Raw genomic sequence first — 14,709 nt, 5'->3', positions numbered from 1 at the left:
TCCTCCTTGGGAAGGTCACAACGGCTGGACGCGTACGTCGTCCGGCGTGGCGGTGAGCAGGCTGCGGTCGGGCGCCTCCTGCCAGCCCGGCCGGTCGTCCAGGGGCTCGCTGGCCACGTACACGCCGTCCTGGTCGGCGCGGAAGAAGAGGGTGTCGCCCCAGACGGTCGCGGCGAGCGCCGTGCCGTCGCAGGCGAGCAGGTTCAGCCGGGCGGCGGCGTCCTTCTCCCCGGCGCGCACGACGACGTCGGCCAGCGCCGCGGCCAGGCCGATCCCGGCGCTGCCGCGGGCGAACACGGCGGCGGCCAGCCAGGCCGAGTCGCAGGGGCTCTCGGGCAGGTCGTCGGCCAGGTCCATGACCGCGTCGCGCTCGACCCGGCCGTTGTGGCTGAGCAGCCAGCCGCCCCCGGCGAACGGCGCGGTGGCGCTCTCCTCCACCGGCATGCCGGTCGTGGCGCACCGCACGGCCGCGATCAGGCAGCCGGAGCGGGCGATCTCGGCGAGCGCGGGCAGGTTGGCGTCGGCCCAGATGGGGATGGCACGGCGGTAGCGCACCGGCTCCGGCCGGGCCGGGTCGTACCAGGCCATGCCGTAGCCGTCGGCGTTGACCGTGCCGTGGCGCTGCCGCCGGGGCGCGTACGACTGGGCGAGCAGGCCGTTCGCCGGCTCGTGGATCAGCGAGGTCAGCGGGCGCGGGGCGCCCAGCCAGGCGGCGTGCCGGCACATCTAGGCCCGCTCGGCGTCGCGGGCGCAGCGGAAGCCGGTGAAGATCTGCCGCCGGACCGGGTAGTCCCAGTTACGGAACGTCGTCCGCACCGCCGCCGGGTCGGCCGCCCACGAGCCGCCGCGCAGCACCCGGTACTCCTGCCCGAAGAAGACCTCGCTGTACTCCTTGTACGGGAAGCTGCGGAACCCGGGATAGGGCTGGAACCACGACCCGGTCCACTCCCACACGTCGCCGACCATCTGCTCGGCCCCGTACGCGCTCGCCCCGGCGGGGTAGGCGCCCAGCGGGGCCGGCCGGGCCGCCCGGTGACCGAGGTTGGCCAGGTCGGGGCGGGGGTCCTCGTCGCCCCACGGGTACTTGCGGGCCCGCCCGGCGTCCGGGTCCCAGCCGCACGCCTTCTCCCACTCGGCCTCGGTGGGCAGCCGCCGGCCCGCCCAGCGGGCGTAGGCGTCGGCCTCGTACCAGCTCACGTGCTGCACCGGCTCGTCCATCGGGACGGGCTCGGCGCGGCCGAAGCGGGTGCGCCACCAGGCGCCGCCCTCGCGGGTCCAGAACAGCGGCGCGGTGGCGCCGCTCTCCTGCCGCCAGCGCCAGCCGTCCGGGTGCCACCAGCGCGGGTCGTCGTAGCCGCCCGACTCGACGAACGCGGCGTAGGCGGCGTTGCCGACGGGCAGCCGGTCGATCCAGTAGGCGGGCAGGTCGACCCGGTGGGCGGGGCGCTCGTTGTCGTAGGCCCAGGGCAGGGTGGCGGTGCCCATCTGGAAGGGCCCGGCGGGCACGTACACCTCGGCGGGGCCGGTGTCGCGGCCCGGCGGCAGGTCGCCGTCGCGGACCAGGCCGGGCTGCCGGGACAGCTGCCAGGTGGCCAGCATCGTCTCGTCGTGCTGGTGCTCGTGCTGGATGACCAGGCCGAACACGAACCCGTCGCGGTGCAGCGGCGCGGCGGCCTCCAGGTCGATCGCGTCCAGCACGTCGAGCACCCGGCCGCGCACGCCGCCGATGTACTTCCTGGCCTCGGCCGGGCCGAGGATCGGCAGGGTGGGACGGTCCTTGCGGGGGTGCTTGAAGGCGTCGTAGATGTCGTCGATCTCGGGGCGCAGCGGCGTGATGCCGGCGGCCTCGCGCAGCACCCACAGCTCCTCGTAGTTGCCGACGTGCGCGAGGTCCCACACCAGCGGCGACATCAGCGGGGAGTGCTGGCGCAGCAGGAGGTCGTCCTCGGCCTCGGTGTAGGTCAGCGAACGGTCGCGCACCGCGGTCAGCTCGGCGGCGATGCGTTCCTTGATGTCGTTCATGCCCGTCCTTCTCCGCTCAGCCAGGCCGGCAGGCGCCGTACCGGGTCCGTCATCAGGTCCATCAGGTCGGCCGCCGGGGAGCGGCCCGCGCTCACGTACCGGGCGGCGAAGCCGGACACGCCGTCGACCAGATCGGCGGGCGCGCCGAGCCGGGGCAGCGCCTCGACGGCGGCGCGGAAGGCCGCCTCGGCGGCGCGGGCGAGCCGCGGGTCGGTCAGGCCGCACCTGGCGGCCACCTCCGTCAGGCCGGCTACGGGCTCGGCGGCCGACAGCGCGGCGTCGGCGGCGCGGTCGTCGGTGATCAGCGCGTGGGTGACGGCGACGCACACCGGCCAGTCGTCCGGGTGCTGGGCGTCGAGGTAGCGGATCTCCAGCCAGCCGCGCGGCCGGACCGGCGGGAACAGCGTGGTGGCGTGGTAGGCCAGGTCCTCGGGGGTGGGCGGGCGCTCGCCCGCGCCGTCGAGCCAGTCGCGGAAGGTCGAGCCGTCGCCGACCGCGCGGTAGCGGCGCTCGTCCTCGCGGACGAGCATGAGCCGGGCGTCCAGCAGGTACGCCGCCCAGGCCGCCGCCGGGTCGCCGGAGCCGCCGACGGGGGCGGTGCGGGTGGGGTCCAGGTTCTCCCAGACGGCCTGGCGGCCCGACATCCAGCCGCAGGGGCGTCCACGACTCAGCGGCGAGTTGGCGAAGGCCGCGATCAGGACGGGCGCGAGCAGCCTGGCGCGCTCCCACCGGACCGCCGGCCGCTCCCCCAGGTCCACGTTGACCTGGACGGACGCGGTCGAGCACATCATCAGCGGCCCGTACGGGCGGCCCAGGAACTCGGCCATGGCGTCGTAGCGCGGCTGGCGGAGCTGCCGCCGGGCCGGGCGCAGCGGGTCGAGCCCCACGCCGCCCAGCACCAGCCCGTCCCACCCGAGCGCCGCGCGTACGGCGGCCACGTCGGCGGCCAGCCGTCCGATGGCCTCGGCGGGCGGCCCGGCCGGGCCCGACAGCTCGATCTGGCCGCCCGGCTCGTACGTCACCCGGCTCCCGCCGGCCAGCGCCGGGACGACCCGCTCCACCCGGTCCATCGGCACCTGCCGCGCCGGGTCCGCCCGGTCGAAGACCAGGAACTCCAGCTCGGCCCCCACCCGGTCACCCGGGGCGGGGGCGAAGCACCGGCGTGCGAACTCCTCCACCTCCGGCACGCCCCGGAGCGGCTCGCCGGCCGCTCCCGGGGCGCCGGACCCGCCGGCCGCCGGGCCGGTCATCGCGTGGCGCATGTGCTTACAGACCCGCGAGACCCGCCAGCGTTACACGGAAATCTGATGATCTGCCGAGATTTGCACTTTTTGCGGCTCTTGGGCCGTCAGCCCTGGTGGCGGCGGGCTCTGAACGCGGACATCAGCCGGTCGCGCGTGCCGTCGGACAACTTGCGCTCCGGCGGCAGCTCGCGCAGGGCCCGGACGGTCTCGCGGAACTGGTCGAGCTGCCGCGCGCAGTCGGCGCAGGCCGCCGCGTGCGCCTCGAACCCCTCGCGTTCGGGCCGGTCAAGAGCGCCGTCAAGGTAGGCGGTGATGAGTTCTACCAGCTCGTCGCACGTGAACCGCTTCACGACGTTGACCGCCTCACCTCTGAACGTTGAACCGTTTAACCTATTCTGACCGCTTCACGGACTGGTAGTAGCCTTCGAGCCGGTCGCGGACCGTGGCTCTTGCCCGGTGCAGGAGCACCCGTTGGTTGGCGGCCGAGATCTCCAGGATCTCGCAAACCTCCTCGGACGTGCATCCCTCCAGGTCACGCAGGGTGATGACGATCCGCTGCCGGGGCGGCAGCCCGGCCAGCGCCTCGCCGATGAGACCGCGCGCCTCCGAGGCGAGCACCGCGCCCTCCGGCGTCGGGCCGTCCTCCTTCTGGGCCGGCTCGGCGGGCGGCTCGAACGCGCTCCACGGCAGCGTCCGGCTCTCCCGCAGGCCGCGTTTCTTGGCGGTGTTGACCAGGATGCGGTAGACCCACGTCTTGACCGAGGAGCGCCCCTCGAAGGCGTCGATGGCGCCGATGACCGCCAGCCACGTGTCCTGCACGACCTCCTCGGCCGAGTCGTCGGTGGACACGTAGGACCTGGCCGCCCGCAACATCCCCCGCGACCAGGTGTCGAGGAGCGCGGCGAACATCGACTCGTCCCCGGCCCGCAGCGCCGCCACGACGACGTCGTCCGGGGGCAGCCCACCGCCCGCGAAAGGCCCCACGATCGTTTCCTCCCGGTCGAGCGTCGGGGACATCATGACATCGGGCCGCGCGTCGTCCACGCCCGGCCGGCCGCCGGGCCCGTGCGGGACGTCATGCTCCAGGCTAGCCCTCGCCCCCTCGCACCTGAAGATCGCACACCGGTCCGCGCCCGCACGTCGTACGGCGGCACCGACAGGGAACCTTCCCCGGCGGCGGCCGTCCAGCCGCGCGGGACCCGGATCGCCGCAGGTCAGTCGCGGTCGTAGTGGCAGACGGCCTCCAGCATGACGCCGTGCGGGTCGAGCCAGAACGCGGCGTGGTACGGCGGCGGGTACTCGGGGAACTCCCTGGGCTCGTGCAGCACCTGCGAGCCGAGCTCCACCGCCCGCGCGTGCGCCTCGGCGACCGCCGACCGGCTGCGCAGCGAGAACGCCAGATGTTGCAGCCCGGTGCGGTGCCGCGAGTAGTCCCCGTCTTCCTGCGAGGGGTAGAGGAACAGGTACGTGCCCGGCTTGTCGTCGGCCGGCATGTAGCCGATCTCCTCCTCGCTGCTGAAGAACTCCTTGAAACCGAGGTACGGCAGGAGGGCGTCGTAGTACTGCTTGGCCGCCCGCATGTCGGGGACGTTGATGCCGATATGACCGATCATGCAGGGAGTATCGCGGCCCCCGGCGGGCGACGGCAACGTGTCGGTGCCGCCTGTTACGGTCGCGGGCATGGGAACGGAAGTGCCGCCGTCCGGTGGCGAGAAGGAGAGCCTGCACGCCAGCCTCGACCGCCATCGCGACGTCGTCGTGTGGAAGCTCCAGGGGCTGGGCGAGGAGCAGGTCAGGCGGCCGATGACACCGTCCGGCACGTCGCTGCTCGGCATCGTCAAACACCTGGCCGCCGTCGAGTACGGCTGGTTCTGCGCCACCTTCGGCCGCGAGGCCGAGCCGCTGTGGTTCGCCCCCGAGGACGACTTCGCGATCGGCGAGCGGGAGACCACCGAGCAGATCGTCGCCTTCTACGGCCGGGCCCGCGCCGCCGCCGACAAGGCGATCACCGACCTCCCCCTCGACGAGATCGGCACCTCGTGGTCGGGCCGCCGGGTGACCCTGCGCTGGGTGCTCATCCACATGATCGAGGACACCGTGCGCCACGCGGGCCACATGGACATCCTGCGCGAGCTGATCGACGGCGCCACCGGCGACCATCCCCGCTGATCGTCCTTCGCTCCCGTCACAGGGTGGTGGGCAGCACCGGGCGGCCGCGCACGCCGGGGTCGGCCGCGAACAGGGCGCCCGCCTCCGGCTGCTCCCGGGCGTCCACCCCGAGCCTCGACGTGGTGACGAACAGCCGGTCGAGGCCGGGGCCGCCGAACGTGACCGCGGTGACCTTGCCGACCGGCAGCTCCACCACGGCGTCGAGCCGCCCGCCGGGGGTGTACCGGTGCACGGCGAACCCCTGCCAGAGCGCCACCCACACCCCGCCCTCCGCGTCGACCGTCAGCCCGTCGGGCGCGCCCTGGGCGGGGTCGATCGTCACGAACGGCCTGCGCCCGGTGAGCCCGCCCGCCGGGTCGTGGTCGAGCACGTCCACCCGGCCGGTGGCGGTGTCGGCGTAGTAGGCCAGGCCGCCGTCGGGGCTGAAGTCGAGGCCGTTGGAGACGGTGACGCCGGTGATCACCGGGCTGAGCGCGCCGTCCGGTCCGGCCACGTAGAGCGAGCCGGCTCCGGGGGTCTCGTCGTAGGGCATGCTGCCGATGTAGAAGCGGCCCTCGGGGTCGCAGCCGCCGTCGTTCATGCGCACGCCGGGGTCGCTCCACGCCTGGCCGAGCGGGCGCAGCGGCGCGTCGAGGTCGTCGGAGCCGGCCAGCAGCAGCTCGCGTTCGCCGGCGACCACGTAACCGCCGGACACGCGCGGGCGCAGCGCCGCGGCGACCGGGCCGACGTGCCGCCGCCGCACGCCGCCGGAGTCGTCGAGGGCGAGCACGTCGCCGGCCAGCATGTCCACCCACCGCAGCCCGCCCCAGCGGGCGCACCACACGGGCCCCTCGCCGTGCTCGGCCACCGGCCCGGTCACGGGGTACGCCTGCACGCTCATCCCGGCCTCCTCGGCCCGATCCTAGCGGCGGACGCGATCATCGTTTCCCGCCCGCGGGCACGGGGGCCTCCAGCGGCTCCGGCGCGACGCGGTGCCGTACGGGCTGGAGCTGCGCCACGAGCAGGGCGGCGAGCACGATCACGGCGCCGGCCACCTGCGCGAGCGTGAGCCGCTGGCCGAGCACCAGCCAGCCGAGCGCGGTGGCGACGACGGGGCTGAGCAGCCCGAGGAAGGTGACCTTGGTGGCCGACAGCTCCCGGATGCCCCGGAACCACAGGGTGTAGGCCAGGGCCGAGCCGATGATCGCGAGGTAGGCGTACCCGGCGAGGTTCTCGCCGGTCAGGTGCGCCGGCGGCGGCCCCTCGACCAGGAACGTCACCGGGGCGAGCAGCAGGCCGCCGGCCGTGAGCTGCCATCCGGTGGTGGCCAGCAGCGGCGCGGGCGACTTCCAGCGCTTGCTGAGCACGACGCCGACCGCCATCACCACCGCGCCGCCCAGCGCGGCGGCCACGCCCAGCAGATCGAGCCGGGCGTCGGCGCGCAGCACCAGCAGGCTCACCCCGGCCACGCCCGCCGCCGCGGCGAGCGCGACGCGCCAGGTCAGCCGCTCCCCCAGCAATCCCGCCGACAACAACGCGACCAGCAGCGGCTGGATGGCCCCGACGGTGGCGGCCACCCCTCCGGGCAGCCGGTAGGCGCCCACGAACAACAACGCGAAGAACAACCCGATGTTGAGCGCGCCGAGCACCAGGGCACGCCACCACCAGTTCCCCCGGGGCAGCCGGCGGGTGATCGCGATCAGGATCAGCCCCGCCGGCAGGGCGCGGATCAACGCGGCGAGCAAGGGGCGGCCGGGCGGCAGCAGTTCGGTCGTGATCAAATAGGTGGTCCCCCAGATGGCGGGGGTGAGGGCGGTCAGCAGAACGGTTCCCGTTCGATTACTTAGCACTAAGACAAATTAACCGAACGCCGACGTTCCGGCCAGGTGATTTTCCTCACCGCTAAGACACTTGTAGGCTGCCAGGGTGGCTGACCAGGTCGACTACATCCTCAGGCAGTGGCACGAGCAGCGCCCTGACCTGGACGTCTCCCCCATGGCGGTGATCGGACGGCTGTCGCGGCTGTCCCGGCTCATCGAGGCCGAGCTGGGCCGTACGTTCGCCGGGCACGGGCTCGACCGGGCCTCGTTCGACGTGCTGGCCACGCTGCGGCGCAGCGAGCCGCCCCACCGCCTGACCCCCGCCGCCCTGATGCGCGCCTCCATGGTCACCTCCGGGGCCGTCACCCAGCGGCTCGACCGGCTGGAGTCGCGCGGGCTGGTGCGGCGCACGCCCAGCGACTCCGACGGGCGCGGCGTGCACGTGACGCTCACCGCCGAGGGGCTCGCGCTGATCGACCGCGCGCTGCCCGACCATCTGGCGACCGAGCAGCGGATGCTGGCGGCGCTCACCGGGCAGCGGCGCGAGGAGCTCGCCGCCACCCTGCGCGACCTGCTCGAATCCCTCGGCGACAACACCGCCTGACCCGACCCGCGCCGCCGGGCGACGCGGCCCGCGCCGGTCAGTGCGGGGTGGCGCCCGCCGATCTGGTGGCCAGGGCGAACAGCAGGGCGGCGGCCGCCAGCGCCGCGCCGGTCGCGTACGTGAGGGCCGCGCCCGACGGCAGCGTGAGCCCGCCGAGCAGCGTGCCCGCGCCGATCCCCGCGTAGATCGCCGAGGAGTTGAGCGAGACCACCAGCGGCGCCTCCCCGGGCGCGGCGGCGATGAGCCGGTGCTGCTGCGGCGGCGTCTGGCACCAGCTGCTCGCTCCCCACGCCAGGACCAGCACGCCGACCAGCGCCACAGTGCCGACCGCAGTGCCCACCGCGGTGCCGGGCGCGGTGGCCGCCCCAGGGCCGACCGGAGTGCCGTCCGCCGCGCCGGCCGCCGCCATCCAGGCGAGCAGCCCCAGGCTGACGGCCATGACCAGGTACGCGACCGGCAGCACCCGGTGCGCGCCCCACCGGTCGGTGGTGTACCCGGCGGCCAGGTTGCCGAGGACGGCGCCGAGCCCGTACAGGAACAGCATGCCCGCCGTCCCCTCCACGCCCACGGCGCGCAGGGCGGGCACGCTGTAGGCGTACACCGTGTAGCTGGCCGCCATGCCGAGCACGGTGAGCGGCAGGATGGCCGTCACCGCCGGCCGCCTCAGCACGTCCAGCCTGGCGCGCAGCGGCACCCGAGGCGCGCCCGGCAGCACCGGCATGATCGCGTACACCCCGGCGGCGACCGCCAGGCAGGCCACGGCCACCGCACCCAGCGCGTACCGCCAGCCGAGCCGTTCGCCGGCCAGATCGCCGAGCGGCACGCCGAGCGCCGTCGCGACCGTCAGCCCGCCCACCACCACGGCCAGCGCCCGCGCCCGCAGCTCTGGCCGCACCAGGACGGCCGCCACCGCGCCCGCGCCCGGCGTGTACGCCGCCGCCGCGGCCGCCGCCAGCACCCGGCTGACCACCAGCACGGGGAACGACGGCGCCAGCGCCGACCCCAGGTTGGCCAGCCCGAGCACGACCAGCGCCGTCACCAGCAGGGCCCGCCGCGGCACCCGCGCGGCGACGGTGGCCAGCACGGGCGACGACAGCGCGTACGCGACGGCGAACACCGTCACCGACTGCCCGGCCGCCCCCTCGGTGACCTCCAGCGACGCGGCCAGGTCCGGCAGGAACCCGGCCACCACGAACGCGTCCGTGCCCACGGCGAACGTCCCGAGCGCCAGTACCAGCGTCGGGGCGAGGCCACGGGACTCCGTCTTATTCGGGACATTCAACATCCCGATTCTCCTTCCAGGTGTGCGCCCGGCGGGCGGGGTCGAGTTCAGCCGCGAAGGCGTTCGTAGTGGCGGCGCGCGCGGTCGGGGGCGTTGGCCGGAGCCGCGTCCATGAGGTCGGCGACCGTCTGGGCGGCCAGCTCGCGCCGCCAGGCGAGCTCGGCCCGGCGCATGGCCGCCGCGACGCCGCACGGGTGCGCGAACTCGCGGGCGGGCGCCTCGGCCCCCGCGCCGCGCTGCCGGATCTCGGTGCACCTGAACGCCTCGTCGGGGCCCTCGACCGCGGCGACGACGTCCATGAGCGTGATCCGGGCGGGCGGCCTGGCCAGCCTGAAACCGCCCTGCGCGCCCGGCACCGAGGCCAGGATGCCGGCGCGGACCAGCGCCTGGAGCCGTTTCTTGAGGTAGACCGGCGGCAGCTCGAACAGCGCCGCCAGCCGCCCGGTGGGCAGCGGGGCCTCGTCCTCCAGCCACGCCAGCACCAGGCAGCAGTGGAGCCCCCACTCGACGCCTTCACCCATGCGCATGAAAGGGGATACTACATGTCCCTTTAGGGGCGGCCGCGCCGGCCCCGTCCGCCGCGGGATCCGGCCCTGCCGCGCCGGGCGCGCGGCTCCGGCTCCGCGGCGGCGGACGTCCAGTGGGCGGGGCGGGTCAGGGCGGCGGGCAGCCGCGTGGCGGGGTTGCCCTTGGCGGCGTTGACCTGGGCCTGGGTGAGGAAGACGCAGCCGGTGAGGTCGGCTCCGGACAGGTCGGCGCCCCGCAGGTCGGCGCCGATCAGGTCGGCCAGGCGCAGGTCGGCCCCGCGCAGGTTCGCGCCGATGAGGTAGGCGCCGCGCAGGTTGGCCGCGCGCAGGTCGGCGCCCTTGAGGTTGGCGCCGATCAGGTCGGCGCCGCGGTGCTCCCTGCCCCGCCGACCGGCCCTGACCAGCTCGCTCGTACGCAGCAGCAGCGTGTTGACCTCGCCCCGGTGGGCGGCCACGTCGAGCCGCTCCAGGACGCCGGGGCTCTCCCGGGTCAGGCGCTCGGTCTCCTCGTACGCCGCCCGCAACTCGGGGACGATCTCCGCGGCGGCGTCGAGGGTCAGCGCCTCGGCGAGGTACCACAGCAGCTCGTGGAGCTGCCGCATGACCGGGAACACGGCGAACATCTGCCCGGACGTCTCGGGCGCGGCGCGCCAGTCGCGGCCCTCGAAGGTGACCTGGGAGACCTTCTGCCCGGCGCCGAAGCAGTCGAAGACGGTGCAGCCGGGGAAGCCACGCTCCCGGAGCTGGGCGTGGATGCCGCAGCGGAAGTCGTCGCGCAGGTTGACGCAGGGGCGGCCGGCGTCCTTGGCGACGGCGAAGTCGGCGGAGGCGGCGAACGGCAGGGCCACGCAGCACAGGCCGAAACAGCTCTCGCAGTCGGCCAGCAGGCCGAGCTCGCGCGGGGTCCTCTCGGGCAACGCTCTCCTTGTCTCGACGGGGTCTGCCCAGGGTACCGGCGGGGTCAGGGGCGCACGTACGGCGTGGTCGTGGTGAGCGGGACGAACCCGAGCCCGAGCAGGATCGGCCGGCTCTGCTCGGAGGCGTCGACCTGGAGGTAGTCGTAGCCGCGCTCGGCGGCCCGCCGGGCCCGCCAGGCGACCAGCGCCCGGTAGAGCCCGCGTCCCCGCCAGCCCGGCACGGTGCCGCCGCCCCACAACCCGGCGAAGCTCGCGCCAGGGGACAGGTCGAGCCGGGCCGCGCTGACCGCCCGCCCGCCCGCCACCGCGAGGACGGGGACGACGGTGTCGTCGGACAGGCGGCCCAGCAGGTGGTCGCGCAGCCGGCTGCCGTCGGCGCCGAAGGCCAGCTCGTGCACCTCGACCAGCGCCTGCACGCCCGCCGCGTCGGTGACCGGCGCCAGGCGCACGCCGTCGGGCGGCGCCCCCTCGGTGTCGAGGTCGGCGACCCGGGCGACCATTACGGTCTCGGCCGGTTCGGCGGCGAACCCGGCGGCCAGGAGCCGGTCGGCCAGGTCGGCGGGCCGGTCGTGGGCGTACAGCTTCCACTCGAAGCCCAGGCCGAGGTCGCCGAAATAACGCACCTGGCGGGCGACGGCCGCGTCGGCGCTCCCTTCGTCGAGGCCGGACCACAGGACGCCGTTCCACGCGTGCGGCGGGCCGACCTGGCGGACGACGTCGGCGTCCCGCTCGACCCTGGCGTCGGGCCCGTCGGGGCGCGCCTCCCGCCGCATCTGCCGGTCGAACAGCGCCAGCACCTCATCGTGATCCATCCGGCCGACCCTACCGCCGGACCGGGTCACTCGGCGGCCGGCCAGTCGTCGCCCCAGTCGACGTCGCGGGCCAGCCGGTACAGCTCGCCCTGCCGCTTGGAGACGACCACGTCGCGCACGCCCTCCTCGGCGGTGCACAGGCGCAGCGACACCAGGCCCTTGCGCTTCTGCGGGTGGCGCAGGACGCGTGCCGCCGCCCGCGGCCACTCCCCCCGCACGGCGGCCACGTAGGAGAACTTCTCGTCCTCGAAGCCGAGCGTGCCGGACTTGACACGGCGGTGCAGGGTGGTGCGCGGCAGGCGGACGGAGAAGTGGCACCAGTCGCGGCCCGGCCGGATCGGGCAGGGGCCGTCGTGCGGGCAGGGGGCGACGACGGTCAGGCCGCACCCGGTCAGCGTCTCCCGGGCGGTGACGATGTTGGCGTAGCCGGCGGGGGTGCCGGGCTCGATCACGATCACCATCGTCGCGTCCGCGGCCAGCCAGCGCACGACGCCGGCGTGCCGCTGCGCGGGCAGCTCGTTCAGGGCGTACGACATGGTGACCAGGTCGGCGGCGGGCCGGTCGAGCCCCGGGTCGATCGAGGCACGGCGCCAGGTGACGTCGCGCACGGGCGCGGTCCTGGCCAGCCGCCGGCCGAGCTCGATGATCTGCGGGTCGTGCTCGACGACGGTGACCCGCTCCAGCGAGGGCCAGACCGGCGCGGCCGCCCAGACCGCCGCGCCGGTGCCGCCGCCCACGTCGAGCTGCGTCCGCGGCGCGAAGCCCGGGGTCATCGCGGCGGCCATGCGCATGGCGGTGCCCGCGGCGGCGTACGTGGCGGGCATGCGGTAGGCGGCGTAGGCCGCGATGTCGGCCGGGGTGCGCAGGTGCGGCGCGGCGGCGGACGGGCCGGTGCGGTAGCGCTCGGTGAGCTGTTCCGTCGCGCGGGACAGGTCGTGCGGCGCGAAGCGGGCCAGGGCCGAGTCCAGGGCGGTCCTGAGCTCGTCGGGAAGCATGGTCATCGTGTGGTCCTGGCGGTCGGGTCGGGGTCGGGGACGGGGCGGGCGACCGCTGCCAGGGGAGGAATGACGCCTCTGACCTGTCCGGCGATGTCGCGACGCAGCGTACCAACCGGGCGGCGCGCGGCGGCCGCTCAGGGCCCGGAGCGCCCTGGTTTCCGTAGGGCGGCCCGCGGCGGCGGCGCAGCTCAGCCGGGGACCGGGGGCCGGAACAGGCGCCAGAACGACTGGGCGGCGGCGGCGTCGCGGCGGCCGCCGCACACCCAGTGCGTGATCACGCCGATGAGCGCCCCGGCCAGGAAGGCGGCGTGCACGTCGGCGGGCACGTCCTCGAACCCCGCCGGGCGGCTGCCGGTGGCGAAGCGGCCGGTCAGCTCCTCGGTGAGCCGCTCGCGCATCCGGGCGGCGAAGCGGGCGCTGCCCTGGCCGCCCAGCATGCGCTCGTACAGGGTGGCGTTGGCGGCCACGTGGTCGAACAGCTCCGCCAGCGGGGCCGGCGGCCGGTCGCGGGGGGCGTCGAGCGGGCACAGGGCCGCCGCCCGCGCCACGGCGGTGACGGCGTCCTCCATGGCGTCGGTGACCAGCGCGTCGACGTCCGGATAGTGCAGGTAGATCGTGGCGCGGTTGACCTCGGCGTGCTGCGCCAGCGCCGACATGGTGATGCTGCCCAGCTCCTGCCGGGCGGCCAGGTCCAGCACGGCGGCCTTGAGGCGGGCGCGGGTGCGCCGCGCGCGCGGATCGTCCGGGTTCACGCCGCCACTATACGACACATGTTGACTAATCGACAGTTGTCGCATAGATTGCCCGTCATGCGAATCGAAGTCTGGGCGGACATGGTCTGCGGATGGGCCCACATCGGGAAGCGGCGGCTGGAGAAGGCCCTCGCCTCCTGGGAGGGCGAGCCGGTCGAGGTGGTCTGGCGGCCGTTCCAGATCGATCCGTCGGCGCCGGCGAAGGCCGAGCCGCTGGCCGAGGTGCTGAGCGACCCCATGGTCGAGGAGGCGCTGCAGGTGTGCTCGCCCGGCCTGTCCCCGGCCGACAACCGGCTGCGGGTGGCCGGCGTCGCCGCCGACGAAGGGCTCGGGCAGCAGTGGGGCGCGGCCTGGCGGCCCAACACGCTGGAGGCGCACCGGCTGATCGCCGTGGCGTACGAGACGGGCGGCGCGGCGCTGCAGTCGGCCGTGGTCGGGCGGGTCCTGTCGGCCCACTTCGTCGAGACCCTCGACATCGGCGACCCGGCCGTGTTGTCGGCGATCGCCGCCGAGACCGGCCTCCCGTGGGACGGCCGGGGCGCCGGCCTGGTGCGCGAGCTGCTGCTCACGGGCAAGGCCAAGGGCGTGGGCACGTCGCCGACCATCGTGGCGGGCCGCCGCGCCCTGGCCGGGGCCCAGCCGCCGGACGTGATCAGGGACTTCCTGGCCGACGCCGCCGGCCACCCGGTCCGGCGGCTGCCCGCCGAGGTGGAGCGCCTGCGCCACGCCGAGTCGCTGCTCGACCAGCGCGACCCGCTCGGCGCGCTCACGCTGCTGCGGCCGCTGCTCGACGAGCACGGCACGGACCGCGGGGTGCGGCTGCTGGCGGCCCGCGCGTACTTCGCCTCGGCCCAGCTCGGCCGGGCGCGTACGGCGCTGGAGAGCCTGGTCGCCGAGGCGCCCGACGACTCCTACGCCCGCCACCTGCTCGGCCGCACCCTGCACCGCCAGGGCCACCCGGAGCAGGCCGCCCCGCACCTGACCCTGGCCGCCGTCATGACCCCCGACTACGCCTGACGCCGAGCCCCTGGTGACCTGCTCCCGCACCCCCGCGGGAGGAGGTCGCGAAGGTCTTCCCCCGCCTCTGACGCTCCCCCGATCAGCGGCCGGGCTCCAGGCGGCCCCAGGTGCGGCCGGTGCGGGCGGTGTCCTCGGCCAGGATCTCCCCGATGGCCGCGGCCAGCAGGTCGCGGTGGCCCGCGGGCAGGCCGGCGGACAGCGTCTCCAGGCGGGCCGCCACCCCGTCGTGGGCGCGCACCGCGATCTCCGCGCCCGCCGGGGTCAGCTCGATCAGGCAGGCTCGGCGGTCACGCGCGTCGCGCACCCGGGCCACCAGCCCGCGTTTCTCGGCGCGGTCGACGAGCCCGGTCAGGCTCGACTTCTCCAGGTGCAGCGCCCGGGTCAGACCGGTCATCCCGATGGGCCCGCCGACCAGCAGGCACAGGAGCTGGGCCTGCTGCGGGGTCAGGTCGTGCTCCCTGCTGACCTCGCCGTAGACCTGCTCGACCAGGTGCGCCAGGCGGACGAGCGCCTCGGTGAGGCTCAGAGCCGGGGCTTCGGTGGCGACCATGCGACCAGTGTAA

The 14,709-nt window shown here is 75.2% G+C and carries 18 protein-coding genes; 3 read left to right on the top strand and 15 right to left on the bottom strand.

What is annotated here, in order from left to right; translation table 11 throughout:
- Window positions 1-15: 15 nt before the first annotated feature.
- The 6 genes from egtC to AB0J71_RS39620 all read right to left on the bottom strand — a co-directional run bounded on the left by egtC (window position 16) and on the right by AB0J71_RS39620 (window position 4,879).
- Entirely contained in the window at window positions 16-726 is a 711-nt protein-coding gene (gene egtC / locus AB0J71_RS39645) for an ergothioneine biosynthesis protein EgtC (RefSeq protein ID WP_364419225.1), read from the bottom strand.
- Window positions 727-2,022, bottom strand: coding sequence for an ergothioneine biosynthesis protein EgtB (gene egtB, locus AB0J71_RS39640; RefSeq protein WP_352327004.1), 1,296 nt, complete (start codon window positions 2,020-2,022; stop codon window positions 727-729).
- Window positions 2,019-3,284: an ergothioneine biosynthesis glutamate--cysteine ligase EgtA gene (gene egtA, locus AB0J71_RS39635; RefSeq protein WP_364419223.1), complete on the bottom strand. Its 1,266-nt coding sequence runs from the start codon at window positions 3,282-3,284 to the stop codon at window positions 2,019-2,021. Before egtA ends, egtB begins: the two co-directional genes overlap by 4 nt.
- An 86-nt stretch (window positions 3,285-3,370) precedes the next feature.
- Complete coding sequence (locus AB0J71_RS39630) at window positions 3,371-3,616, bottom strand: zf-HC2 domain-containing protein (protein WP_364419221.1); 246 nt, start codon at window positions 3,614-3,616, stop codon at window positions 3,371-3,373.
- Between the two features lie 40 nt (window positions 3,617-3,656).
- Window positions 3,657-4,250, bottom strand: a complete 594-nt coding sequence (locus AB0J71_RS39625) for a sigma-70 family RNA polymerase sigma factor (protein WP_352327007.1) — start codon at window positions 4,248-4,250, stop codon at window positions 3,657-3,659.
- Window positions 4,251-4,480: 230 nt separating this feature from the next.
- Window positions 4,481-4,879 carry a VOC family protein gene (locus AB0J71_RS39620; protein WP_352327008.1) on the bottom strand — a complete coding sequence of 133 codons (399 nt, stop codon included), beginning with the start codon at window positions 4,877-4,879 and terminating at the stop codon, window positions 4,481-4,483.
- Between the two features lie 67 nt (window positions 4,880-4,946).
- Between AB0J71_RS39620 and AB0J71_RS39615 the strand changes: the two genes are divergently transcribed.
- Entirely contained in the window at window positions 4,947-5,435 is a 489-nt protein-coding gene (locus AB0J71_RS39615) for a DinB family protein (RefSeq protein WP_352327009.1), read from the top strand.
- 16 nt (window positions 5,436-5,451) lie between these two features.
- Here the strand turns inward: AB0J71_RS39615 and AB0J71_RS39610 are convergent, their stop codons facing one another.
- Together AB0J71_RS39610 and AB0J71_RS39605 are read right to left on the bottom strand one after the other, a co-directional pair.
- Window positions 5,452-6,315 (bottom strand): SMP-30/gluconolactonase/LRE family protein, encoded by an 864-nt coding sequence (locus AB0J71_RS39610; protein ID WP_352327010.1) that lies wholly within the window; start codon window positions 6,313-6,315, stop codon window positions 5,452-5,454.
- A gap of 37 nt (window positions 6,316-6,352) precedes the next feature.
- A complete protein-coding gene (locus tag AB0J71_RS39605) occupies window positions 6,353-7,264 on the bottom strand; it encodes an EamA family transporter (RefSeq protein WP_352327011.1) in 912 nt (303 codons plus the stop codon).
- 76 nt (window positions 7,265-7,340) lie between these two features.
- Between AB0J71_RS39605 and AB0J71_RS39600 the strand changes: the two genes are divergently transcribed.
- On the top strand, window positions 7,341-7,838 hold the full coding sequence (locus AB0J71_RS39600; RefSeq protein WP_352327012.1) for a MarR family transcriptional regulator: 498 nt from the start codon (window positions 7,341-7,343) through the stop codon (window positions 7,836-7,838).
- A 37-nt stretch (window positions 7,839-7,875) separates the two neighbouring features.
- Here the strand turns inward: AB0J71_RS39600 and AB0J71_RS39595 are convergent, their stop codons facing one another.
- The 6 genes from AB0J71_RS39595 to AB0J71_RS39570 form a co-directional block, all read right to left on the bottom strand.
- Window positions 7,876-9,123: an MFS transporter gene (locus AB0J71_RS39595; protein WP_364419219.1), complete on the bottom strand. Its 1,248-nt coding sequence runs from the start codon at window positions 9,121-9,123 to the stop codon at window positions 7,876-7,878.
- Between the two features lie 44 nt (window positions 9,124-9,167).
- Window positions 9,168-9,647, bottom strand: coding sequence for an Rrf2 family transcriptional regulator (locus tag AB0J71_RS39590; protein WP_358001181.1), 480 nt, complete (start codon window positions 9,645-9,647; stop codon window positions 9,168-9,170).
- Between the two features lie 23 nt (window positions 9,648-9,670).
- Entirely contained in the window at window positions 9,671-10,564 is an 894-nt protein-coding gene (locus tag AB0J71_RS39585) for a pentapeptide repeat-containing protein (protein WP_364392200.1), read from the bottom strand.
- 44 nt (window positions 10,565-10,608) lie between these two features.
- Window positions 10,609-11,376 carry a GNAT family N-acetyltransferase gene (locus tag AB0J71_RS39580; protein ID WP_364419217.1) on the bottom strand — a complete coding sequence of 256 codons (768 nt, stop codon included), beginning with the start codon at window positions 11,374-11,376 and terminating at the stop codon, window positions 10,609-10,611.
- Window positions 11,377-11,402: 26 nt separating this feature from the next.
- On the bottom strand, window positions 11,403-12,377 hold the full coding sequence (locus AB0J71_RS39575) for a small ribosomal subunit Rsm22 family protein (protein ID WP_364419215.1): 975 nt from the start codon (window positions 12,375-12,377) through the stop codon (window positions 11,403-11,405).
- Window positions 12,378-12,562: 185 nt separating this feature from the next.
- The gene (locus tag AB0J71_RS39570; protein ID WP_352328110.1) at window positions 12,563-13,126 is read right to left on the bottom strand and encodes a TetR/AcrR family transcriptional regulator; all 564 of its coding nucleotides are present in this window, start codon (window positions 13,124-13,126) and stop codon (window positions 12,563-12,565) included.
- 57 nt (window positions 13,127-13,183) lie between these two features.
- Here AB0J71_RS39570 and AB0J71_RS39565 point away from each other — a divergent pair, with 57 nt between their 5' ends.
- A complete protein-coding gene (locus tag AB0J71_RS39565; protein WP_364419212.1) occupies window positions 13,184-14,143 on the top strand; it encodes a DsbA family protein in 960 nt (319 codons plus the stop codon).
- A gap of 82 nt (window positions 14,144-14,225) precedes the next feature.
- On the opposite strand, the gene AB0J71_RS39560 is transcribed toward AB0J71_RS39565, so the two are convergent.
- Window positions 14,226-14,696, bottom strand: a complete 471-nt coding sequence (locus tag AB0J71_RS39560) for a MarR family transcriptional regulator (RefSeq protein WP_352328112.1) — start codon at window positions 14,694-14,696, stop codon at window positions 14,226-14,228.
- Window positions 14,697-14,709: the final 13 nt, after the last annotated feature.

This window comes from Nonomuraea sp. NPDC049637, assembly GCF_040675235.1.
In the GTDB taxonomy this organism is placed as follows: Bacteria; Actinomycetota; Actinomycetes; order Streptosporangiales; family Streptosporangiaceae; genus Nonomuraea.
The sequence above is the reverse complement of the archived record's forward strand: the minus strand, read 5'-3'. Positions and strand labels throughout refer to the sequence as shown.

Excerpts from the sequence above, each read along its gene's own strand:
- egtC (WP_364419225.1), bottom strand. The coding sequence starts at position 726 with ATGTGCCGGCACGCCGCCTGGCTGGGCGCCCCGCGCCCGCTGACCTCG.
- egtB (WP_352327004.1), bottom strand. The coding sequence starts at position 2,022 with ATGAACGACATCAAGGAACGCATCGCCGCCGAGCTGACCGCGGTGCGC.
- egtA (WP_364419223.1), bottom strand. The coding sequence starts at position 3,284 with ATGCGCCACGCGATGACCGGCCCGGCGGCCGGCGGGTCCGGCGCCCCG.
- AB0J71_RS39620 (WP_352327008.1), bottom strand. The coding sequence starts at position 4,879 with ATGATCGGTCATATCGGCATCAACGTCCCCGACATGCGGGCGGCCAAG.
- AB0J71_RS39615 (WP_352327009.1), top strand. The coding sequence starts at position 4,947 with ATGGGAACGGAAGTGCCGCCGTCCGGTGGCGAGAAGGAGAGCCTGCAC.
- AB0J71_RS39610 (WP_352327010.1), bottom strand. The coding sequence starts at position 6,315 with ATGAGCGTGCAGGCGTACCCCGTGACCGGGCCGGTGGCCGAGCACGGC.
- AB0J71_RS39595 (WP_364419219.1), bottom strand. The coding sequence starts at position 9,123 with ATGTTGAATGTCCCGAATAAGACGGAGTCCCGTGGCCTCGCCCCGACG.
- AB0J71_RS39590 (WP_358001181.1), bottom strand. The coding sequence starts at position 9,647 with ATGCGCATGGGTGAAGGCGTCGAGTGGGGGCTCCACTGCTGCCTGGTG.
- AB0J71_RS39580 (WP_364419217.1), bottom strand. The coding sequence starts at position 11,376 with ATGGATCACGATGAGGTGCTGGCGCTGTTCGACCGGCAGATGCGGCGG.
- AB0J71_RS39575 (WP_364419215.1), bottom strand. The coding sequence starts at position 12,377 with ATGACCATGCTTCCCGACGAGCTCAGGACCGCCCTGGACTCGGCCCTG.
- AB0J71_RS39565 (WP_364419212.1), top strand. The coding sequence starts at position 13,184 with ATGCGAATCGAAGTCTGGGCGGACATGGTCTGCGGATGGGCCCACATC.
- AB0J71_RS39560 (WP_352328112.1), bottom strand. The coding sequence starts at position 14,696 with ATGGTCGCCACCGAAGCCCCGGCTCTGAGCCTCACCGAGGCGCTCGTC.